The following is a 26,146-nucleotide window of genomic DNA, read 5'->3' as shown; positions in this document are numbered from 1 at the left end:
TCCCCTTTTTTCAGTGCCACTTTTTGTATAATCTTAGTTAATAAAAAATAATAACAGTTCCAACAATCAGCAAGATAATGCCCACAAGTTTAAAAACAGTTATCGGCTCGTGAAAAATCAAAACAGACACTGCAACAATACCTAGTGTAGTCAATGCCTGCGATACAGGCGAAATTCTTCCCAATTCCCCCCTAGACAAAGCAAAGATGTAGAATACAAAGCTAACACCATATAAAATTGCACCGAACCATATGTAAGGTGAGGTAGACAACTTTATAAGTGATTGAAAGCTAATCCCGGTAAAATTCAATACATTTATTCCATGCTTTAAAGTGATTTGAGCGACAATGTTAAAAAGCATTGCTAAAAAAAGCAACAATAATAGCATTATAATCCCCTAACAGTTTATTTATTGTTTATTCTATCACTTGTAAAAAAAATTTGCATTATGAAGAATTTTGTCAAACTGATAGTTCTCCGCCTTTCAATATCCAAACAAAAAAATGCAAAAGACCTAACTATTTCACAGTAAATGAATTTGGAAATATCAATTTTTGAATATCTTTTTCTTTAAGACTAAGCTGAATCCATGGTCCGTTAATAGAAATGTTTAAAATATGATACTCTTTTCCTTGTCTATCAATTAAAATTGTTGGTTTTTTCTCTAACACTTGATTAGTCTCCATATTATTTTCAAGTAAGATTGTTGAGTTATTACGATGAACGCCTAAGTACCAGTTACTATCTGTAAAATCAGCTGTTGTAATATTTAAATCTTTAAAAGGTATACTTATCTTAAAAATGGAATTTTCATTTTTTCTAGCCAATTTACTATCTAAATGAATGATTCCTTGAGGAGCTATTCTATAAATCGGTAATATTTTGTTGTTTACTTCCAAGCTAGATACATTATTGTCTGTCATTAAATTCACAACATTATTATCAATTAGAATCGCACCTTCAATAACATTTTTAGGGATTATTCCTACGATTATAATTTCGCCTTGATTTCGGTCATATATTATAGCATTTCCCCATGAGAACAAACCGTTTTTAAGAGATTTACCTAAAAGCCATACAATATTTTTATCTTTATAGACTTGTACGGCATCATCAGCAAGTTTCTTTCTATCTTGTATTTTTTCATAAACTCCCCTGTGTAGCAGTAAATTTGCGTATCCTCTAACGTCGCCATTATTATAAAAAACCGCATTGTGATACTTAGAATTGATATATTCAATTAGTGTCTCGCTGGCAGCTAAATCTTTTTCTTCCCATACTCTATGACTATTATAAAATTGAACAAGAGTAACTACAGCCGATAGCACAATCAAAATACTTATTTTTTTAATATATATAGATTTTACACTAGCTACCCCCACTAAGATTATGAGAATTATTAACAAGGCAAGCTTCAAACGATCAAATGAATATATTATTGCATGTTGTTTCATAATCACATTTTCAAAAATGGGGAATAAAAAAAGAAAAAACCATATTTTTAATTTTTTGAAATTACTAAGGAAATCAGGACGAATGTTTCTATTTAGTAAACAAAACAACACAATTAACCCTGTTAAGATTAAATATGGTCCAAAAGATTCCCAGTAGCCTTCAAATAGGTATCTCCATCCAATAGAATTCGCAATATTGCGTGCGAAAAAACGAGATTCTAAAGTATTGATCAATGCTTTTGGACCAATAGCTATCCAAAATGGTATCAAAAACGAAGCAACCGCAAGTAAAGTGCTAGAAATAATAATAGAAAGTAAAGTCAAATTATTTTTACTCTTAATTCCCAAGAAAAATAAACATATTAGAAAAATAAAATTAGACAAATATCCTGTCCATTCTGTAGCCGGCGCGCAAAAAGATAAAAAGAAAAACAGAAGATACATATAAACGTTGTTGCCACTTTTTAATTTTAGCAAATAATTAATTACAATAAGCTGACTTATCCAAAAAACCTGAAATAATGATTGAGACCAATATATTACACCATGAGAAAATAACGACTCTAAGTTGAAAATATATACTGTGACTGCAATAATAACTCCATATAAACAAAGTTTTTTATTATTTGTTATCTTACTAATCAGTAAAAAACATAAAATAGCTACCAAAATAGAACAAATAAAATGAATTATTAAATTAAAATACATTAAATTTATGATAGTAGTGTTAAGCCCCAACAAACTAAAAAACAGATAAGGGATGATAAAACCAAGTTGAGGAAAAGAAGTATAAAAATAATTTCCTTTTTTATCAGAAACAGTTGCGCCCCAAGAAATATATTTATCCTCCACCGACCCCAATGAAACAATAGGTAAGAACAAGTGATCTTTGATCGAATTCTCTTTAAGTGCATCTATGGTTAACAGGACATGATAGGAAGCATCAATATTAGTTATATTTGAGTATGGTTTTAGATTAGAAGTTCTTACGAATATAGAAATTGAAAAAATTAATATTATTAGGAATAAAAATAGAAAATACTCTTTTTTTGAAATTTTCGGCATTTCGTTTCCTCCATTATCAACACATGACTCCATACTTCTTAATTAACTAGAATTCCTAGTCATTCCTAGATATGTAGCACATAATGAGCATGAATACATAAAGTACGATGCATGCTCTTATGCGCTTTTAATCACAGTTTGGTAACCAACCATAGCTGAACTTCTATCTGGTCAATTTACTAGCTTAACCAATTTAATAGAGTTAATTTTAACTTTTACATTAGCTTTATCTCCAATGTCGAATCTTAGTTCATTGTGGCTATTTCTTAGCCAGTCCGGATCTGAACCTAAGGGAATTAATAATTGTCCACTAACCACATTGAATAAGAAAGAATTATCTTCTTTATATTTCTCACTTTTTCTGTTACTACTATTCCAATAAAGTTGGCCTTGGAAAGGTTCCTGAGATCCTACAATATTGAGGTCAATTAATAAAAAGTCAGCATCTTTTCCTTGTATAGAAGAATCAAGTTTAAAACTCACATATGGATCATTACCGTTGGTCACTATACTCCCATCCGCTTCTTTGATAATCTCATTAGATCCTGACAATGGCATATAGTCCGGTAAAGATTGAAATCGATCCTTCATTTCTTTAAAGTTTCTTCCCCAAGAAACTGGTAACGATTTTAAATCCTTTTGATGAAAAACTGCTCTTAATTCGTTTTCACCGGCATCAGTTGTACCTTCATAAGCTTTAGTTTCCAACATTCTCTGCTTGCTCACCAAAAATTGAAGAGAATTATATTGATAGTACACGTAGTCTCTTTCTAAAAACCATTTATATAATCTATAGGCACGTATTGAAGCGGGTCCTCCATCATGCCTGATTGCTGGACCAATAAAAACTAATGGCGGCTCTTCTTTATCAAGATTTTTTATCATTTTTTCTTGAATCTCTTCATTGGCAGCAAGATAATCTGCAGAATAGAAAGTAGGAACTTTTTTGTTAGTTATCTCATAAAAAAGTGTCCGATTTGTTAAATCCGCATAAGTCTCTCCTGTTTTCAACATTTTTGAGAGTACTGTTTTAAAATCCAACATCTCTTGCCATCTTTCCTTATCAATAAATCCCTCACCGACATCTGGAATTCCCTGCTTTGCACCATTTACAAAGATAGCGTTGTCTGGCACAACCATTGGTTGTATTAGCTTTTCTGTAATTCTAAAAGCCTGCTGCTGCCCAAAAGCTGCCACAGAACCTAGCAATATTGCAAATACGATTAAATATATATGATGAGCTACACTATTAAACCTATTTTTAAGAAAAAAGACATACAGAGCTGGTATTAAAAAAGCAAAACATATAAAAGTAATTGATCCAGAGCGATGCATTGAACCAGAATCTAAGCGCCCTAAGCTATACCCGGTGATTAATACTAAGAATACAATCGATGTAATACAATATAAAATCATGAGATAAGTTTGCTTTTCTTTATTGAAAGACACTGCTCTTTTCACATTAAAAATCATTAATCCCACAAAAAGAAACAGAGTAAATATCCATCCTCCAATTCTAATGGATTCCCAAAGTAGTCTATTTAGTTTATCGTACGGAAAGGGCTTAGGAAACCATTCAGGAGAAGACTGGGTTTCAGAAAAAAGACTTATCCCGTATGCAAGGGTATTAGCAGAGCCATTATCAAGAATAAATTGAACAGTCCCCAATAGTGTTGGGAATAACATTACTAAAGTACAAAGTTGAATTACCAATAAACTACAGAATAATAATTTATGTTTGAAGAATACCTTACTCCATAACTTAAGCTTTATCGTCCTATATAACATCACACCAAATAGAGGTAAAAAGGCTACTGTCAAAGCTGCACCCATGGATGGATTATATAAACAATGGACTAAAGACATCCAAAAATAAAAAAAGGTCCACTTCACAGGATTAGACAGCGTCTTTTTGTGAAAAAGAATTAGCATATAAGGAACAATTAAATAAGTTCTGTTCATGCCCGATTCATATAATATTGGCAAAGAAAATATGATGAATAAAAAAGCCCATTTTGAACCATATAATTTTTTTATAAGCAACACTACGAAGACACCCATAATTATAGGGAATGCTGCAAACGTATAGTTGATACTTGATAGGTTTCCATTAAAAATATAATCATTAACAAGACTATACATTGGGCCCATTATACCCTGTATTGACATTACATCTACGTTAAGTCTCATTCCATAATTCAACATTTGTTGTAAGGGCATGAAAATTTCCCCTAAATGGAAATCATCTGAAACAAAGCCGCTATAAACAGGAGTGGAGTACAACATAATAATGGTTAAAGGTATTAATGAAGGCCAGAATATGTAATCCCACACATTGCTATTGCTACCTTCACTTTTTCTATGTTTTAAAATCAATAGGAACGTGTAAATAAATAGTATAACAGCTATAGAAGCCATTATAGCTAATGTATAATTATTTCTATGCAATTCAATTTTACTTCCCGTCTGATATACACCAAACACTAACACCAATGTTATAAAAGGAAGAATTAATTGAGATAAATACATTAAGGTCTTTGTCAGAGTGGTTAGAAGGCGCTCTTTATAAAAGTAAATTGCAACTTGAAGCATCCAAACTAATAGAGTCAGAACTTCCGGGAAAAACTGTGCTAATTTGTTAGAGGAATTTGGGTTAACAAAACTAAAAACGAAAAGCAGCGTTATAATTGCGAAATAAGTAAAAGTAAGCGATACAATAAGACTTGTAAAGACTTGCTCTTTATCGGAGGAAACTGTTTTTTTACCTTCAACAACAAAATAGGTAATAAACATCAATATAGAGATATAAATAAAAGAACTATTCCCACTAAAAAAATAAAAACTGACCGCGTAGAATAAGAGAAAGAAGCAGACCAATAAATTTTTTGACACGAAAAGTCCTGCTGGATTCATCTGTATTTCCGCTATATTTTTTTTATTCACAAAATATATTAAGGGAATTAAAAACAAACAGAAGCAGAGAATGAAGAAGTAGATTATCGAGTAATCCAAACTCTTGAATTGATCAGACCATACGATATTCCCTGCAATGATGTCATGATAAACTTGTTTACCGTTAGCATAAATCTTTAGAAAAGCAACGCTTGAAACTAGAGATAAAAGTACAGCCAGCACACTTGATATTAAAAGGTGCATTGAGGATTTAGGAAGAAACGACTTCAAATTGCTCATGCTCAGGCTCCCTCTTTTTCTTATGAAGTGATTTTAAACTTAAAAATTTCTTTTCAACTAGATGCCAAGATAAATACGAACAAGCCAAACAAATAATAAAAGAAATAGAAAAATGAAAAAAGGTATTCATCTTGCCACCGCCGAAAATCCATGTAACAAATTGTTGAATAGGAAATGCATAAATATACATACCGTAAGTAAAATCCCCATACTTATTTATTTTATATATTTTTATTTTTTGGGAGTAAGCAAAACAAATAATAAGATAGCTTCCAAAGATCATGAAAACTTCTTTTAAACCACCAAATTTAAAACTTATTAATATAACTATAAATGAGCATAACATTAGCTTTCTCGAAATAATAATTTGGTCTCTATAGCAATATATAACTGTACCTGCCAAGAAATAGCCTAAGAGATAATTTGCGCTCCCCATACTTATCCCGTAAAAGTTATAATTATCAAATATATGAGGTGAGAATATATTTAGATATAAAACCAATACAAATAAAAGTAATACGGATTCGCGAGTTTTATGACTAAACCAGCCAATATATCCTATAATCAAAACCAATGCATAAAATAGAACCTCATAGGGCAAGGTCCACAATGAGCCATTTACTGAACTGGAATAAATATTTTCAGTAAAAACACCTGGTAATTCATAGTAAACAGGAAAAAGAAATGAACTCTTTAAATAATCATATGTCTGAGGATTAGTTAAATAATCACCTAAAGTATTATTAGTAACAACAGCTCCAATGACGAAAGTTGAAAATAAAACGGCACATATCAAACCCGGCAAAACCCTTAAAATTCTATTAAAAATAAACCGGAGCTTACTTTGAGTTTTATTAAAACTCATACTTATTAAGAAGCCACTAATAACAAAAAAAATAGCAATAGATAGCCCTCCAAGAGGCCATTGACCATTTGTAATTTTCTCAAAAAACTCATTTGCATTCCCTGAGATTGGATATGAATGTGAAAGCAACACCATAACTGCAGCGGTAAGCCTCATAAAATCAAAATTATTCTCTTTACCAATCATTCGTTTTTCGAGTAGTACTGATTTCTGGCTCAAATAATCAACTCTTTCATTAGAATTATTACGCCCAACACAATCTATAGATAATCTAAAAAAGAAAAAATCCTACAAGGAAAGCAGGATTTATCTGTCCAAATTTGCTAATAGAATATTTATATAAAAATGCTAATTCACATCGATTCTATCTTTTTAAGGCTTTGAACTTAAGAATAAAATAAATTAGCTTCTTTCCCATTTTCAAAGAACCTTTATTATTGTTTCTAAGCTTAGTTAAAACCTTCCACCCAATTGTGTTTCTCATATTCATTAATTCTGTTTCCAGTTGGTTAAGTTGGTTATGGTACTCATGTGATGTTATATTACTATCATGAGGGAAGTAATATTTTAAAGAGACAAGAAGATTGGCATTATCGAATACAGTTATTGTTTTAGTCGGTTCTTTGGAAACTTCGGACCTATCGTACAATTCTATATATTGAGCTACCATCTCTAATTTTGTTTTAAATTTATACTCACTAATATTAATTTTAATTTTAGCCAGTTCATTTTGCCCATCATCAATAATTTCATCCAGTTTCTTCATAACATCGCTTAGTTCAAGAGATTGGGATACCCATCCACCGCCGACTTTATTAACTCTTTCCTTAAGGGCTCCCATAGGAGTAACCAGGACAGGTATATCATGCAGCCAAGCTTCAGTTAACGTATAAGAAAAAGTCTCAGGCCATGGAGATAACAAACAAATCAAATCCAGATCCAGTTGTTTTATAATATGGCTCAGTTCTTCTCTTTTGTACTCCCCATGCTTATGGAGATTATTTTGATTCAATAAATTTAATTTTTGGTCTCCCAGACCACCAACTAAATGCCAATTAATATGATTCCTAGGGTACTTTGTGATCAATTTATAAATCAAATCACTACCTTTATTAGGTGCAAGCCCGCCTAAAAATCCAATATTCCATTCTTTAATTTCTTGTTCCTCTGATTTCACATATGAAATTTCAGAACCTGTTAAATTATTCTCAATAGTAACTCCATGTTCAATAGCAGAAATCCTATTTTCTAATGAGGGAAAGTGCTTTATAAATAAATCTTTTGCAAAATCACAAGGTGTAATAAATTGGTCTACTTTACTAATCATCTCTTCAACTTTTTCTCGCCATTTCTTTATAAATGGAGTATGAAATCCATAAGCAACTCTTAAGGAAGAATTGAATTTTTCTTCTTCATTTCCACTCTCTAAAATATACTTATTATTCTCATCCAACAAATTCACCTTAGGACTGAATAAATAGTAATCATGCAAAGTAAAAATTACTGGTATATTAAATTTATGAGCAATATGAGGGATATCAAAAGAATGCCTGAACAAATGGTGTATATGCACAAGGCTAATCCCAAACGCCCCCAAAATTCTTTCTACAATTTCACTATATTCTTGATGATGAAAATGTTGTATAGAGATAGAATCACGTAAAGGAAAATGATACTTTGCAATAAAATCTCCCTTAAGATACTGCTTTAGCACCAACTCATTTCCATTCGTCACTAATACAAAAGCATAAAAATCTTGTAACTCCGATACAATATCTTTAACATGATACTCTGTCCCACCAATTGGCTGAGTATAGCTCTCGTCAAAGAAATTGTGAAGAACATAAAGTATATTACCGCGAGTTTTGTAAGAATCAACATAATGTGGTAATCTGATATTTATATTCTCATGTATACGTTTCAATGGATTTTCAACAATAAAATCATGAACATTTTTATCATAATAAGGATATCTGGCATTTAAAGTTTTTAAATTTTTGTTTAACAAGGCCAGTTTGTCTCCTTTAAAAGACATAGAGCCTTTATGGTATATAAATGTGTGATCATCAAGCACATTTTTATAACCATGCTCAATTACTCTGCAACAAAAATCATTTTCTTCCGCGTATCCTTTTCCAAATGTTTCCTGATCAAACAATCCGACTTCATCGATGATCACTCTTTTGATATACATACAAAAACCAACCGCTGTAGGTATTTCAGGGTATTCTTTTAGAGAGATATTCTCAATAAAATGTGCGAAACTTTCAACTGTATAACCCTCGGGAATTGAGTTATCCTCTAAAAATTTTGGAACAGAGCAAATACTTCCATTGTTTGTTAGCGGTGTAACTGTTGCAATAGATTTATCTGAATATGCCACCTCTTTTATCTTTTCCAACCATCCAGCGGTAACGACCGTGTCACTATTCAACAGTACTACATCCTCCTGTGAGAAGGACATACCTCTGTTAACCGTACCTACAAAACCTAGATTTTCTTCATTTTGCAGGATAATTAAACCTTCCTGTTTATCTAAGGTATCAAGATATTCATTCACCTTAGGATCTGGACTACAGTCATTAATAATTACAACTCTATTTTCTTTTAAATTAGTATAACGGAATAATGACTGTACACATTCTTCTAGCTCTTCTGGTGCATTATACACAGGAATGATAATATCACAGGATCGCACTTCCATTTTTAATTCTCACCTTTTTCTGAATTCTTGAAAAACTCTAACTATAGGATTCTGATTTAGTTTTTCTTGCAAGCTTGCAATTAGCTGTTCATGCTGCACCAACTGCGCTTTCAAGTCTACAAGTGTTTGTTCTTTTTGTGAAATATTCTCTTGTAAAACCGCTAAATGCTCATCTTTTTCTTTTATTGAATCATGGCACAAGGAGATATATCGATTATTCTCCTCTAATTGCCCATCTTTTTCAGTAATTGTAGCATGGCAATGCTCAATATATTCAGTATTTTTCAATAGCTCTTTATCTTTCTCGGCTACCACCTTATGACAATGCTCTATATATTCGAGGTTTTGTGTCAGTTGTTGGTCTTTTTCCTGAATTGCGGCTTCGTAATTAGCGATTACATTTTGGCATTTTCCATACTCAATTCTAACCTCTTCATCAGTCATTTCAACTACTTTACTCTCATAAACAGCCAAATTAACTTCATTATTCTGGAGAATATCCAGCGAGATAGTCAACAGATTATTAGTTTGCACAACAAAGTCATCATTAATAAAATCAGTTTCATCTATTTGAAGTTGTAAATTACTCAACAAAAATAAAGACATGTAATTAAAAAGCGATTCTTGCTTATACCCTTCAATGGTGGCCTCAAAAAACTCGTGAACTATCCTTTGAGTGATTTCATTTTCCACAAAAAAATGATAAAAGCTCGCTTCACATGAAAGGCCACGGAACAAATTCAATTCATAAAGTAAATAAAAATAATAAAAACTAAATCTAAATGGATCTAGAAAACAGCTTTTAGAAGGGGTACTGAATTCAAAATCAATAAGGTTGAGTTCCCCTTTATCTACTATTATATTTGATGGGGTTAAATCAAAATGCACCATTTTTGTCGGCAGATTGATTTCCTTATAATCCTCAAGCATCTCATTTAATATTTTAAGATTGTTATCGGACAAACTTAATAAAGAAGTTAATGCATTATAGTTTTCTAGTGCTCTGTGTGCATAGTTACTGTTCTCATCCACTTCTAGAATCGGCATCTCTATGCTTCCAAAGTCGTTCAATAAGACTCCGGTATTACGAAAGTCTGAACGAACCTGATCAATAACATCTTCTAATTTATTTAAAGAAAGTTTGTTGACCAATCGTTGCAATCTCGACTTAAGGGAAATACCTGGCTTAAATTCTTCAAATGCGACATACCGATTGTTTATTCTTAACAAATCAAAAGGTTGAGGAGCACGACCCCAACCACTAATTTTATCAAGAATCTTATATTCTCCAACGATCTTCTCCTGGCGTCCCTTACGATCTCTTAAAAATTTAGCGACTAGGGTAGGATTGGTTTCGTAGTTTTTAAAAATAAGTATTGTGCATTTTCCATGAGTGATCTTTTTCCCTTGAGGATTAGATAATAAAAGAAATTGGAGATTAGAGGTTTTAACCTCAAAGAATTGATTCCAATTTGTTTCTAGATAGTTTTTAATCTGAGGTATCATTAGTTCTCCTCCTTACGAGCAAAGATACTATAAGAAGCAGGAAATGGACTTAACTGTTCATATTCGATTAGAAACTTCTCCAAATCATTTACCCGTTCACCAATTGAAGAGCTGGGTTTTGTGTAACGTAAAAATTCGACTAAATAGCTCGATACGTTTTTTTCGGACAGGCTGTACAAAAATTCAATTCGTTTGTAATCAGGGTGCGGATAGAAAAAGTCAACATTACTGTAACCCGAGAGCTCCAACAATTCTTGATAACCCTGCTTTGTGTACGTATAGGTACTATATTCATTTTTATTCCATTTTAGATTCATTTCGTTGGCTTCTTCTCTGCTCAAATAACTAATGTATTTAATGCCTGTATGATCGTCAGGTTCGCCAAGCAAATATTTTAGCCCCAGAGCGTTTTCAATCCCAATGTATAGATAGCCTCCAGGTTTGAGTAAACTGTAGGCTATTCTTAAAGCCTCTTTCTGTCTTTCTTGTGGGTTCTGGCCCAGATCATTAAGTCCCACCCACTCTAAAACTCCATTAAAGGAAACTAAGTCAAAACTCTCCTCTTTAAAAGGATGCTTAAATATGTCTGCGTGAATAACCGTAATATTTTCTATATTTTCTTGCTTTGCTCTGGTAGACAGAAATTGAAGACGGTCTAAGGTTCCATCCAATGCAACAACATGTTTAATATTACGTGCGAGAGGGACGGAAATAGTCCCCCATCCCGCACCAATATCCAATGCAACTGAATCTTCTGTCAATGGCAATAGATACTGCCAGTCCGCTCTGGATTCATCTGTAATGATGTTAAATAGAAATGGATTACCATAAAAATTCTCTTTAACAGTCTTCCTCCATCCTTTAGAGACACATTCAGCAACTAGTTTACTCATCCTCTTATTATCCAAATCAGAATAATAGTGGCCGCTTTCAGAACATAAGTAAATCCCATCATGTACAGGATAAATTTGTTTGAACAAATTATTCATAAGATCACTCCGAGCTCTCTAAAGTTAAGTTATCCATTACTTTACTAATATTTATTTCAACTTTAGGATCTACAAGGCCAGCTGCTTTTTTTGTTTCTGCCACTTTAAAAGTTAAAACATCATATCTTCTGTCCATGACTACGATGTTATCATCGACTAATTCAATAAACCCCAAAGAAACTACATAATCGCCTGCATTTAATATTGTGTTTTGTGTAAAGACGACATTTAAAATATCATTTTTCTTATAATTTTTTAAATCCACACCCTCAAAACTGGTATTCGTTCCGGTTATTTCAACCCCCGAAACAGTTTTAATTGTATAGGCAGCAAGAGAAGAATAAGTATCCTTGTAATACTGGAGTTTAAGGGAGATTGTTATTTTTTCCCCATGCCTGTATATTCTCGATTTATTCCCGTCTTCGCCATCTAACCTAAAGGATATAATCTTCCCTTCCCCATTGCCGTATCTATACTCTGAAGGAACTTGTTCGCTATCCAACAATTTTGATTCGCCCAAAATTGCGATATCTTTACTTCTTTCTGTTGGCTTAGTGACTCTCACTCCATTTTCCATTTCAGCAATAAGCTTAGTATATACATTTATGACGTGATTCGGGTGTCCTTGCTCGATAAGTTCCCCTTTATAAATAAGAACGGCTTCATCACAAAATTGCTTAACTAGCCCCAAACTGTGAGTTACGAACAATATAGTGACGCCCTTTTCTTTTAGTTCCTCGAACTTTCTAAAGCATTTTCTTTGAAAACTCTCATCTCCTACTGCGAGCGCCTCATCAACAATGAGAATATCAGGGTCCACATTGATGGCAACCGCAAATGCCAACCTCACATACATACCGCTGCTGTATGTTTTAACTGATCTATCAATAAAATCGCCAATTTGAGCAAAATCGATTATTTCATCTATCTTTGTTTCAATTTCTTTCTTCTCTACTCCTAGTATGGAAGCATATAAAAATATATTTTCCCTCCCAGTATAATCCGGATTAAAACCCGCACCAAGTTCTAGCAGTGCAGATATCCTGCCTTTCACGTTAAAATATCCAGATGTAGGCTGCAGAATTCCTGTGAGGATTTGAAGAAGTGTACTTTTTCCAGAACCATTAGGACCAACTATACCGCATGTCTTCCCTTTTTCCACTTTAAAAGAGATTCCTTTCAAAGCGTTTATTTCAGTATTTTTTTTCCCTAAATTGAAAATCTCCAGTAATCTATGATAAGGCTTATTGTAAACCTTATATGTCTTCGTTATATTTCCAATTTCTATTGCCAAATCGTTTTTCATCATAGTACATCAACAAATCCTTTTTTCGATTTTTGGAATATATATTGCCCCAAACAAAACACTATAATTGAAAATGCATAAAGATAAATGAGTTTCCCGTTTTCAATAAACTGTAATTTAAACAAACCATCTCTTATTCCTTCCACCACATGTATTAGTGGATTCCAGAAAAACCAACCTTGGAATTTCTCTGGCACAACATGTATAGGGTATATAATTGCGCTGGCATAAAAAACGATATTCAACACTACACTTACGATCTGTCCCAAATCTCTAAAGAAAACATTTAAACTGGCACACAACCAGCAAAACCCTAGAGTAAACAAAACTAAAGGGAATATATATACCAATACATAAAGTAACGAAAGACCAGAGACATGTTGACCTAAGAAAAACATCCCGCCAATTAATATTAGAAAGCCTATTAGAAAATTTACCGCGTTAGAAAGCAACAGAGAAATCGGCAAAATTTCAGAAGGAAAAACTGTTTTTTTAATTAAATTACTATTATCAAGCACAACTGAAGTAGCTCGGCTAAGGGTTTCTGAAAAGAAAATCCATGGGAGCAGACCTGCAAACATCCACAGTGTAAAATTATTGGTCCCCAGTTCCATACCCACTCTCATTTTTAACATCCATGAGAAAACTAGTGAGTAGACTGCAAGAGTTGTCAACGGATGGATGATTGACCACAAGAAACCCATCATGGAACCTTGGTAGCGATTTTTTAAATCCTTGATCATAAAATTCTTAATTAGATATTTATGGTTAAAAATACTTTTTAGTGTTGTTCTTAAATACATACTTAAGATCTCTTCTTCCTATAATTAAGTTTTTAACTAAACAACCGAATATCCCCTTGATATACTGCTAGTTGGTTCCATCGCGTCATTATGCTAAAATATTGACGTATCTACAAGAAAAGGAGATTGTAAACCTTGTCGAATCCAGTATACGGGAAACAGGCCAAAACGTCGACCCGTGACGATAAAAGGCCGGCTATATTTTGGGTGTTAATTGTTGGGATGATTTTGTTTTTAGCTTGGGCCCCCTTCCAGGCTGCACTTTTTAATGGACAAATGCTCGATTTTGAGAAGCCACTATATTGGGCTTTGATCATCAGCACGATTCTATTGATTTTAGGAATCTTAACCTATTATAAGAAATTCAAACTGGAAGATCAAAGAGACTGGCTGGCGGTGCTTGTTATGTTACTCCCACTAACCTACGTGCTCTCATTGGTTTCCGCTGCTTCTCATTATCTCGCGATGAATATGGTAGTAGTGCAGTGTATCTATGCCGCTCTGTTTATCATTTCAATTTATCTACTTCAGGATCGGTTAGGCAATAAAATTATTCACAATGTGATTATGACCGTTGCTTATGTCATTGTCGGCTTTGGCTTTATCAACTGGTTCGGACAGTGGGTACTTGCTGGCAAACTGGTGGGCTGGCTTAGCCAATATGTTTATAATGACCGCTATACCAATGCAGTCATGACAGATACAAATGGGCTCCGGCTGACATCAGTGTTTCAATATGCGAATACATATGCCGCCTTTCTAATGGCTTTCCTATTCGCAGCCGTTTTTTGTCTGATGAAATCAAAATCATGGTATGGCAAAGCTACTCATGGCTTCATGTTGGTACCAATTCTGGTCTCGCTATTCCTGACCCTGTCACGGGGCGGTCTGGTTATGCTGCCAGTCGTATTCGTGCTGCTCTTGCTTTTCTTTAAACCTGCACGCCAAATTATATGGATTTTGCATTGCGCCATTGCTGGTGTAGCGTCAATATCTATCTTGACTCCGATTACAAATATGGGATTACAACTCAATAAGACCTACAACGGCGGAGAGGCGGCCAAAGCCTGGGGATTGCTTATTGGTGTCTCCCTTGCTGTAGCTGTCGTTCTGTGGCTTGTTGAACGTTATCTGGCACCAAAGCTGGAGAATGCCCTCAAAGGCTGGACCTCCCGGAAGTTATCCAACCTGTGGTTGCCTGTCGGATCAGTTGTAGTAATTGGCTTGCTGGCTTTTCTGTTTATTGGAACTGGCCTGCGCAGCGTACTGCCTGATAACGTCCAGGTCCGGTTAGAAAACATCAACTTCCGCCAGCATAGTGTACTGGAGCGGCTTGTATTCTATCAGGATGCTGCCAAATTGATTAAAGATCACCCTGTCATTGGAACCGGTGGGGGCGGTTGGGCTACTCTGTATGAAAAGTATCAAGATTATCCTTATACTAGCCGTCAGGCCCATAACTTTTTCATGCAGTATTTAGTTGAAGTGGGTATTCTCGGTTTCGTGATTTTCATGTCATTCATCTTATATATTTTCTACAAATATATTCGTAGCTATATTAGACAAAATGATGAAGATCGGGATTCTCACTTTTTGTATCTTATTTTGGCACTCTCGATCTTACTTCATAGCTTGTTGGACTTTAATCTCAGTTACGTGTTCATGGGCATACTGGTATTTATGAGTCTCGGTGGTATGGCCGCTGCTATGGACAGCAAGCCGCTTAAACGCCTATCCATGAGCGCTTCCGGTTTCCGGATCACGTACAGTGGAGTCATTGGTATCCTGAGCATTGTGCTGCTATTTGCAGGTCTTCGCTTCGTGCAATCGGCTAATGCTGCCACATATGGCAAACAGATCATGGCGGTCAGCACATCATATGAGGAAATTCAAAGTGCTATTAATAAAGATCTTGAACTTCGTCCTACACATCCGGATTCGGTTATAAGACTGGCTGCACTGTACAAGAGTGTTTATCAGCAAACGAAAAAAGAGGAATTTTATAATGCTGCAATAGAGGTTCTAAATACGGGCCTGAAAGCAGAACCGTATAATAAATTCATGTTTAGCTCCAAAATTAACCTTTTACAAATAAAGGGTGAGAATGAGCAAGCCCTCAGCATTTTGGAAAATAACATCTCCAACTTTAGATGGGACAATGACTGGTACAATATGTTGATCACTCAAGCTTATTCTCTTGGTGATAAGGCACGTGAGCAAAAGGACACGGCCAAGGAGCAGAAATATTTCCAGGCAGGTCTTGCTGCTTACCAGCAGGTTCTGGATGGGATAGCTCATATTAAGACGGTTCCACCTGAAATTCAATTGACACGTACTTTTGAAGTAACCCCAAGCATTGCGCTCAGTGCTGGCAAAATTGAGTTCATGTCAGGTAAGCCTGCAGAGGCTGCCAACATCCTCAAAAACGGCTTGAAGGACGATCTGAGTGATGTTACGAATCGTGAGGTGGCTCGTTATTATATCGTCGCTCTGCAAAAGCAGGGACAGGATGACAAAGCTTTGTACGATAAGCTGATAAAAGCTGATCCGAAGGAGAAAGAGCAAATTGATCAGTTGAAATCGGAGAAATAGAGCAACACAAAGAGACTGCCATGATATCACATCATTTGGCAGTCTCTTTTTCATACTAAGCAAGAGAGAACATATTGAAGCTACGTCCTATTTTTGTTGATCAATTTCCTCAATAACCCGTCTCATATAAGCCAGCACTTCATCTTTAATTTCGTTATGCTGCAGAGCATAATGAATGGTTGTTTCAATGAACCCCAGCTTTTCTCCAACGTCATGGCGATTTCCATCAAATTCGTAGGCCAGGATCGGATTCTTTTCACCCAGTTTGGACAATGCATCCGTCAATTGAATCTCCCCGCCTACTCCAGCGGATTGCTGCCCAAGGATATCAAAAATATCGGGCGTCAAGATATAGCGTCCCATGATCGCCAGGTTGGAGGTTGCTTCTTCCTTTTTCGGCTTTTCTACCAGACGTTCTGCTTCCGAGATTTTGGTGGTAAGTGCATGACCCTCAACAATCCCGTAACGATGAACCTCGTCCCAATCCACTTGCTTTACACCTACAACAGAGCGCTGATACTCGTCGAAAACGTCGATCATCTGTTTGAGACATGGATTCTCAGACTCAACGATGTCATCACCTAAAAGTACAGCAAAAGGCTCATCCCCTATGAATTTACGTGCACACCATATAGCGTGACCTAAACCTTTGGGCTCCTTTTGACGGATGTAGTGTATGTCTGCCATTTCTGATGGCTTGCGCACCTCATTGAGCAGATTCCATTTTTCCTTGGCGGCCAGATTATGCTCCAGCTCAAATGAGTAATCAAAATGATCCTCAATCGCTCTTTTACCTTTACCTGTTACGATAATAATATCTTCAATTCCAGATGCTACAGCCTCTTCGATAATATATTGAATGGTTGGCTTATCTACAATCGGAAGCATTTCCTTAGGCATCGCTTTGGTAGCAGGTAGAAAACGGGTTCCTAATCCTGCAGCAGGAATAATCGCTTTACGTATTTTCATGGGTTAATCTCCTTTGTCTTCAATATAACGGATAGATATACTTCTATGATTATAACAGGAAGGTGGATTAATTTAATAGGCTAAAGAAGAAGACATCTTCCCTCAAAGAGAAAATGTCCTCCAATCACTAGCTTGCTATATGAATATATTATGCTTCTGTAATCTTTTTAGCTCCAGACAAATATACAGTTATTTACTTGACCAGTTGCCCGCGTGTAACCCCAAGTTGATTCGTCGCTTTAAGCGTCTTCCAGACCTGCGTACCACTGATCTCTCCGCGCAAGGCACGGTTGTAGAGGTCAATCACCTCATGCACCTGCTCCGGTGTCTCCTCCAAAAACTCCACGCGGTAGCGGGACACGCCCAGCTCCATAAAGTTGGACAGATACTCGGCACCTGATTGCTCGATGGCGTTGTATACCGTGTTGCGGCAGCCTTCGTCCACGCGAACGGGGTGAGACATACCAATACGGTCGCGCAGGGATGCGCGATGGTCCTCACATGGACGTCCGCAGTTGGTGTAGTCCGTGCCTTCGCTCATGAAGGTGCAGTATACGCAATGTTCGGTATGGAACATCGGCATATGCTGCTGAATCACGATCTCCAGCTTATCGGTACGCGTGCGTCTGAGCATATCGACCATTTGCTGGATGTTCAGATCATACGACGGCGTAACCAAGTCGCAGCCTGAATCCAGGAACAAATCAGCCGCTTTGTGGTTGGCTACATTCAACGAGAAGTCACCGATCAACTGCGGATGATGTGCGTCCGGATTTTCCAACCGATGACGCATGTAGAAATACAGCGCCCCCGGATTGCGTACCAGCACAGCATCTGGCTTTAGGCGCAGGATGTTGTTGTGGTAGCCGTTTTCACCCGGCATGTGAATACGCGGGGTCGCTAGCGCAATTCGGCGCCCTGCAGCGTGTACAGCCTCCACGGCTGCCGGGAATTGCTTGATGAACTCGAAGTCGGCGTAGATGAACTCCACGCCGGCCTCCAGCGCAGCCTCAACCTGCGGGAGGCTGCGGCACAGCGCGGTCAGTTCTGCCTGACCGCGTGCCACTGGCGATGCAGGAACCGATGCATCGCCATACACCTCTACCGCCCGCTTCGTGTACACGGGCGGTTTGGGGCGCTCGCCCGCGAGCAATTCCACCGCCTGACGGCGGATACTGTTCAGCTCGCGCATCGGCACGATGACGTCCCCATGCAGGTGGACGTCCATTTCTTCCAGCTGGAACACTGTTCCGCCCAGTCGGCCGAACTGCTCCTCAAGCAGTTCGCGCGTCATTGGACGCTTCTGGGCGATTTCAAGTTCCAGCTCGGAATCCACACGGACCGTCGTGCCTTTCTGCACATCGGTCCACCAGGTCGACAGCGGCTGCCCTGGAGAGCCGCTGACACGCACATGTACCGGGAAGACCCGGTACGGCTTGTCGGTGTCGTACGTCTGGCGCAGACGCTTGTCCAGCGCCGGGTCGTTGGTCTTCCAAATGCGGTCGCCGACATGTACACGGCGCAAATCCACATCGTTGCGTCCCGCTACGATGTCGATGATCCAGCCTTCTCCGGCTTCGCCCTCGATCTTTACACCCTTGCGGCGGATATCGTATACGCGTCCGCCTTCTTCTTTTTGCGTGGGATCTCCTGCATCGAATACAATACCGTCGCCACGCTTCAGCGGTGCATCAATACGGCACACTACGCCGTCACGAAGGATTTGTTCTACCCGCCCCAGATAAACACCCCGGCTTTTCGGGAACGTACCGTCAACCAGCTTCTTGTTATTCGTTCCTTCCAGAAACCCGTGCGTAAAGCCGCGTGAAAAGCTTTGCTGAAGCTCGCGGATATCTTCTTTGCTGGTCTTGGACGTGTCACCTTCGAAATACTTATCAATCGCCTTACGGTACTTGCTGACCACGTTCGCTACATATTCAGGCGTTTTTAGTCGTCCTTCGATTTTAAAAGAAATGACACCTGCACCAATCAACTCCGGCAGCAGATCAATGGCAGCCAAGTCCTTGGGTGACAGCAGATACGTCACATCAGCCATCGGCTTTTGCACGCCATCCACCATCAGATCGTAAGGCAAACGGCATGCCTGTGCACATTCGCCACGGTTCGCAGAACGTCCGCCCCACATTTCAGAAGTCAAGCATTGACCCGAGTAAGATACACATAACGCGCCATGCACGAATACTTCCATCGGAAGTCTCGCCTGCTCCCCTATTTTTTGAATCTGTTTTAAGTTATTCTCACGTCCGAGCACGACCCGCTCAATATTGTACGGTTTCGTAAACTCTACCGCCTCCGGCGAGGTAATCGTCATCTGGGTAGAGCCATGGATCGGAAAATCCGGCGAGATATCGCGGATCATTTTCACCAAGCCCATATCCTGAGCAAGCAACGCGTCCACACCCGCATCCACGCAGGCATCGACCAGCTCCTTCGCGTCCTCCAGCTCGTTTTCAAACACCAATATATTGAATGTCAAAAAGCCCTTAACCCCATAGCTATGCAAAAACGCCATAATTTCAGGCAGTTCCTCCATACGGAAATTGTTCGCCCGCGCCCGTGCATTGAACTTTTCTACTCCGAAAAAGATCGCATCGGCTCCATTCGCCACCGCCGCACGCATACAATCCCAATCACCGGCCGGTGCCAGAAGCTCGACATCTTCTCTTCGTACTGCTGATTTCATCATTGTCCTCCCTATATGCTGAAAACGAATGATCACCCATTGGCTAATCGTTGTTTTCAGGGCAGCTATGCTGCTTACCTGGTAATCTTATGAGTAATTCATCGACTCATTCCAAAGCTGATCATGTTGAGTCAGGGAAATTAAAGTCTATTAGGAATCACATTTTTAAATCCTATCTGTTTCTATCATCTTGTCCGATCATCCACACCTTGAACCATCGGTTCCTCGCATGAATTACATCCAACTCAAAAAATCCGCATCACAAATCTGCGGCATAATCATTCTTATCTTGTAACTAATCTAGTGTACCAGACTGCGCCCCAAGCTTCTACACTTTCCAAGCGATTCCTTGCAAAAATATCATACTAAAAACAAAAAAACACCTCCATATCCGTCAAGCAGTGCTTTGGAGGTGAATCATATAAAACTAGAAAGAAGCGAAGTAAATATCGCTGCTCAGACTACTTCTTAAAAAAAGGAAAAGTAGATAGGATAGGCAACCTAGTAAAACGTACAGTCTTTGCTCTTCTCTGCTCACCTCACTCTTTAAAAAGATTGGCGATCTTATGGCGGGTGCCAGCGGAGCGGGCCATTTGAATCCGGAGAAGCGTCAGCGCTCGCCTGAAAGCTTTCCAAAGGAAAGCTACTTCGTAAGCATACGCTTGCGGGATTTTTACCATTCAATCCCTTATACAATCAAAAAAATCCGGGTCAACAGCGATCGCAGGATCAAATGGCACGCGTAGCGCTCCCCCACCATAACTCGCTAATTCTTTCTCCTAGTTCACAAACATAAACGAATTCAGCGTTGAATCCAGTGCATTAGACTGAACGCCCGTATTGTTCGCGTCATTCAGCGTCGTTGTCACGGTATACGTTTTTCCGTCACGCTCCAGAACGATTTGGCGGCCTGTATAGCCAATGCCTTCTTCCACGCGGTGGAATGTAAAGGAAGCTGCCGAAACCCCGGCGAACGTCACGTCCTTAACCTCTTCAACCTTGAGATTTTTGTAGCTTTTACCCTGCTTATCGTAAAAGTCCTTGAGCTGGGATACCGTTAACTCGAACGATTTGTCATTATCGACTTTGATGGAGAAGCTTCCTCCGGTAAACTGGTACTCCACATCACCCAATTCAAATTGGTCACTGATCGCTGTCCAGTACCGTGGAATATTCACCGTGTACTCATAGGCTTTCGAAGTCTTTTTGACCGTTTTCGTTTTGTCTGCCAGATAGTCGTCCTCTTCCAGTTGTCCGAAGTTGCTCGCTACAGTTTGGAAATCGATTTGAAGCGAGGAAATGAGCGCATTGAACTGATCATTCCCTTTGCTCACTTTTTCCGGCACAGCGTATTCAGCCAGATAGCGGTATCCATTTTGCTGAATCAGCACATTGTATTCCTTAACCCATCCGTCGCCAAAGTTGTATCGATACTCCTGAACCAGCCCCTGAACCCCCGCAACCTCAAGTGGATACGTCTTCTGGGCCTCATAAGCTGTAGAGACAAATGAATCACTCAGCCACTTTTGCAGCTGTTGGCTCCAGTTTTCCAACTTGGCATCAGCCGGAGCTGAGGTCACTTTCAAGCGGAAACTTGATCCATCGTTGCTTTCGTACTGCATCCGCTGATCGTCCATTTTCCAACCTGCCGGTATGCTAAGCGACACACCATAGTCCGGGTTTCCAGCCTCACGTGTTCCCCCCACAACGGTCGACAGGTCTTTAATGCTTTTATCCTGTGCATTGAAGGAAGTCTTGAAGGAATTTAACAGACCCGCATACTGTGCGAGATCCTTATAATTCGTTGCTTTGGCATCGGAAAAATAAATGACGTACAGTCGCCCGTTGTCATAATACTGACGGTTTTCCCACAGCACGCCGTCTCCATCCTTCGTAATGACACGCGCATAAGGTACCTTCGATTTCGGGAAGGATTTTCGATCTACAACGATTTCTCCCGTCTCCTTGGCGGTTTGCACCAATTGTTGGAGAAGGTCGTCCGCATTCAACGGAACCGGCTGTAAGGCCGTATGCACTTCCAGATAATACGCACTATTCTCGTCCATAAATGTAGAGATGCTCTCATCACCGCCACCCTGACCGATGACCAGTCCTGTCGGATAGTTCATGGACCAATCGTAGTAGCTGTTCCCGATTTGCGTCTTTCCCTCATCATTATCGATGCTTGGCGTCTCTTCCGCTACCTTACCTGCCTCTTCTTGCGCCTCCATCCGAATGACAATTCCCGCACCATTCTTCTCCAGCTTGCCCCCGAGACCTTCTGCTACTTGACGCAACGGAACCATCAGGATACCTGATGACATCTCCGGTGGAGCCGGAAGTGTCACCTTGTGACCTCTCACCCAGGCAGTGCGGCTCCCGATGGTCAGCGATACGACGTGAGCGCCACTACTAATTTTGACCACATTATCTTCAGCCAGCCGAATTTTGCTGTTAAATGCTTTTTTGAACACACCAGCCGGAACCATCAGTGCACCGCTTTTCGAATAGGGTTTGGCAATACTTGCATTCTGACCGTTCACGATGGCTGTGTTGCTGCCGCCTTGCAGACGCAGCTCCAAGATCGTTTTATCGCTGTCCGCCGCAACTGCCGGCAAAGTAGATAGCAGAACGGACAATGCAACGGCGCCAGCTCCCAGCTTATGCATCATTTTTCTTTGAATATGCTTCACAATAATCTCCCTCTAGCTATATTTGATATCATAACGCACCGTTTTCAATTACTTTCCTGTAACGGCCGCCTGTTGGACTGACTCAGATGCTTCCTTGGAAGGCGCTACATTGCCATCACCAGCCGACTCATCCGAGTCCGCAGAATCCTCTCCGCCCTGAATAGATTCATAGATTTCGCCATTATCCTGTGACAGTACCAGCTTGCGTTTTACAATATCGCCGTCCGTCTGCATAAGCAAGCTCACCGTCTGCCCAGGCTGATAGCTTTTAAGCAACTCGTTGACGTCGATAGCGGAAGCCACACGCTTGCCGTTTATGCTATACAGCTCGTCGCCTTCCTTGATTTTGGCCTGAAGAGCACTAGCCGAAGTAATTTTTGTGACTTTCAAAGGGTCCTCCGTAGGCAGCCCCACGATCGCCGACCAGCTCTCTTCCAATCCTAGACCAAGACTGGCACGCCGAACCTCACCATACTTGAAAAATTGAGCAATCACATATTTCACTGTATCCGAAGGAATCGAAAAGCCCATATTTTCAATACCAACAGCCGAAAATTTCATTGTATTGATCCCGATTACCTCACCCTTGAGGTTTACAAGCGGACCGCCACTGTTACCAGGATTGATCGCAGTATCGCTTTGGATAAGTCGATAGGCAGCGTTGACGCCACGGTTCAATCCGCTGACGACACCCGAAGTTGCCGAATTACGCAGGGAAAAAGAGATAGGCGTTCCGATAGCCACTACCTGCTCTCCCACCTGGAGATTGTTCGGCGAGCCTGCTAGGGTAGCAGGTTTGAGGCCGCTTGCTTTGATCTTAACCAACGCCAGGTCACTGACCGGATCGCTGTAGCTATCTGTAATCCCGTAGGATTTACCGTCCGATGTCACGACCACAGCATCATTTAATCCTTCAATGACGTGCGCATTCGTGACAATCCATCCATCTGTCCGAATGATGACCCCTGTGCCGTGAGCAAGGTTGTACCGATCTCCGCCTGCCACGGCTTGTCCCGTTGCTGAGCGGCCGATGATGCCTACCACAGAGGGAGATACGTTTTTAACCACCTGCGGCACACGATCAGCCGATAACGTATATGTACCATTTGCGCTGTTATACGCGCCGCTGGTTCCTAATGCTTTATTCATATCGCCTACATTGACATAGACTCCGCCGTTAATGACCTTTGCCTTCAAAGCGGTTCCGCTGCTGGCTGCACCTGCTGTTCCAGATACACACAAAGCGCTGCCCAAAGCCAGTATGACCGCCCTTTTCCCCATCTTACGCATATGTTCACCTTTTCCTCTCTAACATGACCCTGTTCTATCAGCTAGTCCAAATCTACCATAGAGGAGACACGCATACAATCGCTTTTAGCCCTATCTTTTTCTAAAAAAGCTATGTTTGCCGCTAACATGACCCCTCATGTCATTTATACTATAAAATTACCAAATCCTTATATCAAGAAAATAAGCAAAAACGATAAATAATCGTTATAGCGTTTGGGTCATTCCTTCGTTTACTGGCACTTCCAACTATGATACCATCACATTATATCTTAGTTCTATTGTCGGAAATAAAAAGTATAACTTTGAATCCCTGTAAACAACGCTTATGAAGGAGGTTAAAAGGATGGCTTACGAACCAATCTGGACCGCTCATCCCGATAAACTGAACAAATTCGAATTTGCCAAGCTGGAAAAGGACGGCCTCGACGTCATACGCACCATTATCGAAAACTATGCGAGCGCAGGCTTCGATTCGATCACTGCGGACGATATGGATCGTTTCAAATGGGCCGGAGTGTATCAGCAAAAGCCCAAGGATGGCCATTTCATGATGCGTGTCCGCATCAACACAGGTATCATGACATCAGCGCAGGCACATGCATTGGCGGACATAGCCACGCTGTACGGACGCGGTCTCGTTGATGTTACCACCCGTCAGGCTATTCAGTTTCACTGGCTGACGGTTCAAGACTTACCTGATATTTTCGAGCGGCTGGAAAAAGTCGATTTGTACTCCTTTGAAGCCTGTGGCGACTGCCCGCGTACAATTGTTGGCAATCCTTTGGCAGGCATTGATCCGAATGAATTGGTCGACACCAAAGACATTGTGGATGAAGTCAACCGTTTTTTCGTATTAAATCGGGACTTCTCCAATCTGCCGCGTAAATACAAAATGTCCATCTCCGGTAATACGTACAATAACGCGCAGGCTGAAATTAACGATTTGTCCTTTACGCCAGCCACTAAAGTGATCGACGGGAAAGAAGTCATCGGCTTCCATGCGATGGTCGGTGGGGGCTTATCCGCCAAGCCGCATTTGGCGCAATCGCTGGACCTGTTTGTCCGTCCTGATGAAGTTTTGAAGGTTTCTATTGCAGTCACCACCATTTTCCGTGATTACGGCTATCGGGAAAAACGGCACCATGCTCGCCTGAAATTCCTCATCGCCGATTGGGGCCCGGAAAAGTTTTTAGCCAAGCTCACCGAGTATATCGGCGAAATGCCCGGCCGGGGCGAAGATAAAACGATCGGCTGGCAAGCAGCTTATTTTGACGGCGTGCATCCACAAGCGCAGCAGGGTCTAAACTATGTCGGCCTGAATGTGCCCGTAGGCCGTCTGGATGCTGACGAGCTGCATGAGCTGGCCAACCTGGCTGATCGCTACGGTGATGGACAGATTCGTACGACCATGTCGCAAAATATTTTGCTGAGCGGCGTCCCGGACGACCAGGTGGATGAATTACTACAGGCTCCTGTGCTGCAACGTCTGACGCCACAGCCCAAGCATTTTATGAGCCGTACAGTTTCATGCACCGGGAATGAATTCTGCAATCTGGCGATTGTGGAGACTAAAAAGCGGGCGGTTGACGTTGCCGAGTATTTGGATCAGCACGTAGAGCTGGATGAAAAAGTGCGCATTCATTTCATCGGCTGCCCGAATTCCTGCGGACAAAAGCATATTGCTGACATTGGTCTGCAAGGCTCGCTTATTAAGACACCCGAAGGCATGGTCGACGCGTTCGATATTGCTGTCGGCGGAGCGCTCGGACCGGGTGCTCAGTTCAATAAAGCGCTCAAAGGCCGCGTACGTGGTGATCAGGTCGGCCCTGTGTTGGCAGAACTGATTCTGTTTTACAAAGAAAATCGAAACGCCGATGAAACTTTTTATGCGTATGTACAACGAGTAGGCATTCCGACTTTTCAGGAAAAGCTATCTGCTATTTTGCAGTCCAGCACCGTCGCTTCCTGAGGCTTGTAAGTAAAGCTCTTCTATAATGTGTTCTCTTAACCTAAT

At 39.8% G+C, this 26,146-nt stretch carries 15 protein-coding genes; 2 read left to right on the top strand and 13 right to left on the bottom strand.

What is annotated here, in order from left to right; translation table 11 throughout:
- Positions 1-37: 37 nt before the first annotated feature.
- From ABH897_RS09870 to ABH897_RS09830, 9 genes are all read right to left on the bottom strand, one after another.
- The gene (locus tag ABH897_RS09870; RefSeq protein ID WP_404591744.1) at positions 38-388 is read right to left on the bottom strand and encodes an EamA family transporter; all 351 of its coding nucleotides are present in this window, start codon (positions 386-388) and stop codon (positions 38-40) included.
- A gap of 130 nt (positions 389-518) precedes the next feature.
- Positions 519-2,519: a hypothetical protein gene (locus tag ABH897_RS09865; protein WP_404591742.1), complete on the bottom strand. Its 2,001-nt coding sequence runs from the start codon at positions 2,517-2,519 to the stop codon at positions 519-521.
- 171 nt (positions 2,520-2,690) lie between these two features.
- Complete coding sequence (locus tag ABH897_RS09860) at positions 2,691-5,711, bottom strand: hypothetical protein (protein WP_404591740.1); 3,021 nt, start codon at positions 5,709-5,711, stop codon at positions 2,691-2,693.
- Entirely contained in the window at positions 5,683-6,795 is a 1,113-nt protein-coding gene (locus ABH897_RS09855; RefSeq protein ID WP_404591738.1) for an acyltransferase family protein, read from the bottom strand. Before ABH897_RS09855 ends, ABH897_RS09860 begins: the two co-directional genes overlap by 29 nt.
- 145 nt (positions 6,796-6,940) lie before the next feature.
- Entirely contained in the window at positions 6,941-9,280 is a 2,340-nt protein-coding gene (locus ABH897_RS09850) for a glycosyltransferase (protein WP_404591736.1), read from the bottom strand.
- Positions 9,281-9,289: 9 nt separating this feature from the next.
- Positions 9,290-10,786 carry a protein kinase family protein gene (locus tag ABH897_RS09845; RefSeq protein ID WP_404591734.1) on the bottom strand — a complete coding sequence of 499 codons (1,497 nt, stop codon included), beginning with the start codon at positions 10,784-10,786 and terminating at the stop codon, positions 9,290-9,292.
- Positions 10,786-11,775, bottom strand: a complete 990-nt coding sequence (locus ABH897_RS09840) for a class I SAM-dependent methyltransferase (RefSeq protein ID WP_404591732.1) — start codon at positions 11,773-11,775, stop codon at positions 10,786-10,788. The genes ABH897_RS09845 and ABH897_RS09840 overlap by 1 nt, the downstream gene beginning before the upstream one ends.
- Before the next feature lie 4 nt (positions 11,776-11,779).
- Positions 11,780-13,084, bottom strand: coding sequence for an ABC transporter ATP-binding protein (locus tag ABH897_RS09835; protein ID WP_404591730.1), 1,305 nt, complete (start codon positions 13,082-13,084; stop codon positions 11,780-11,782).
- Entirely contained in the window at positions 13,081-13,884 is an 804-nt protein-coding gene (locus tag ABH897_RS09830) for an ABC transporter permease (protein ID WP_404591728.1), read from the bottom strand. Before ABH897_RS09830 ends, ABH897_RS09835 begins: the two co-directional genes overlap by 4 nt.
- Positions 13,885-14,019: 135 nt before the next feature.
- Between ABH897_RS09830 and ABH897_RS09825 the strand changes: the two genes are divergently transcribed.
- Positions 14,020-16,476: an O-antigen ligase family protein gene (locus tag ABH897_RS09825; protein WP_404591726.1), complete on the top strand. Its 2,457-nt coding sequence runs from the start codon at positions 14,020-14,022 to the stop codon at positions 16,474-16,476.
- Positions 16,477-16,563: 87 nt separating this feature from the next.
- On the opposite strand, the gene galU is transcribed toward ABH897_RS09825, so the two are convergent.
- From galU to ABH897_RS09805, 4 genes are all read right to left on the bottom strand, one after another.
- Positions 16,564-17,445, bottom strand: a complete 882-nt coding sequence (gene galU, locus ABH897_RS09820) for a UTP--glucose-1-phosphate uridylyltransferase GalU (RefSeq protein WP_404519482.1) — start codon at positions 17,443-17,445, stop codon at positions 16,564-16,566.
- 193 nt (positions 17,446-17,638) lie between these two features.
- On the bottom strand, positions 17,639-20,149 hold the full coding sequence (locus ABH897_RS09815; RefSeq protein WP_404591724.1) for a U32 family peptidase: 2,511 nt from the start codon (positions 20,147-20,149) through the stop codon (positions 17,639-17,641).
- Between the two features lie 779 nt (positions 20,150-20,928).
- Entirely contained in the window at positions 20,929-22,842 is a 1,914-nt protein-coding gene (locus ABH897_RS09810) for a stalk domain-containing protein (protein WP_404591722.1), read from the bottom strand.
- A gap of 48 nt (positions 22,843-22,890) precedes the next feature.
- On the bottom strand, positions 22,891-24,132 hold the full coding sequence (locus ABH897_RS09805; RefSeq protein WP_283653499.1) for a S1C family serine protease: 1,242 nt from the start codon (positions 24,130-24,132) through the stop codon (positions 22,891-22,893).
- A gap of 343 nt (positions 24,133-24,475) precedes the next feature.
- Here ABH897_RS09805 and ABH897_RS09800 point away from each other — a divergent pair, with 343 nt between their 5' ends.
- Positions 24,476-26,101, top strand: coding sequence for a nitrite/sulfite reductase (locus tag ABH897_RS09800; RefSeq protein WP_404519479.1), 1,626 nt, complete (start codon positions 24,476-24,478; stop codon positions 26,099-26,101).
- Positions 26,102-26,146 lie beyond the last annotated feature (45 nt).

Origin of the sequence: Paenibacillus sp. RC73 (assembly GCF_044908085.1) — a bacterium.
Taxonomy (GTDB): domain Bacteria; phylum Bacillota; class Bacilli; order Paenibacillales; family Paenibacillaceae; genus Paenibacillus; species Paenibacillus terrae_A.
The sequence above is the reverse complement of the archived record's forward strand: the minus strand, read 5'-3'. Positions and strand labels throughout refer to the sequence as shown.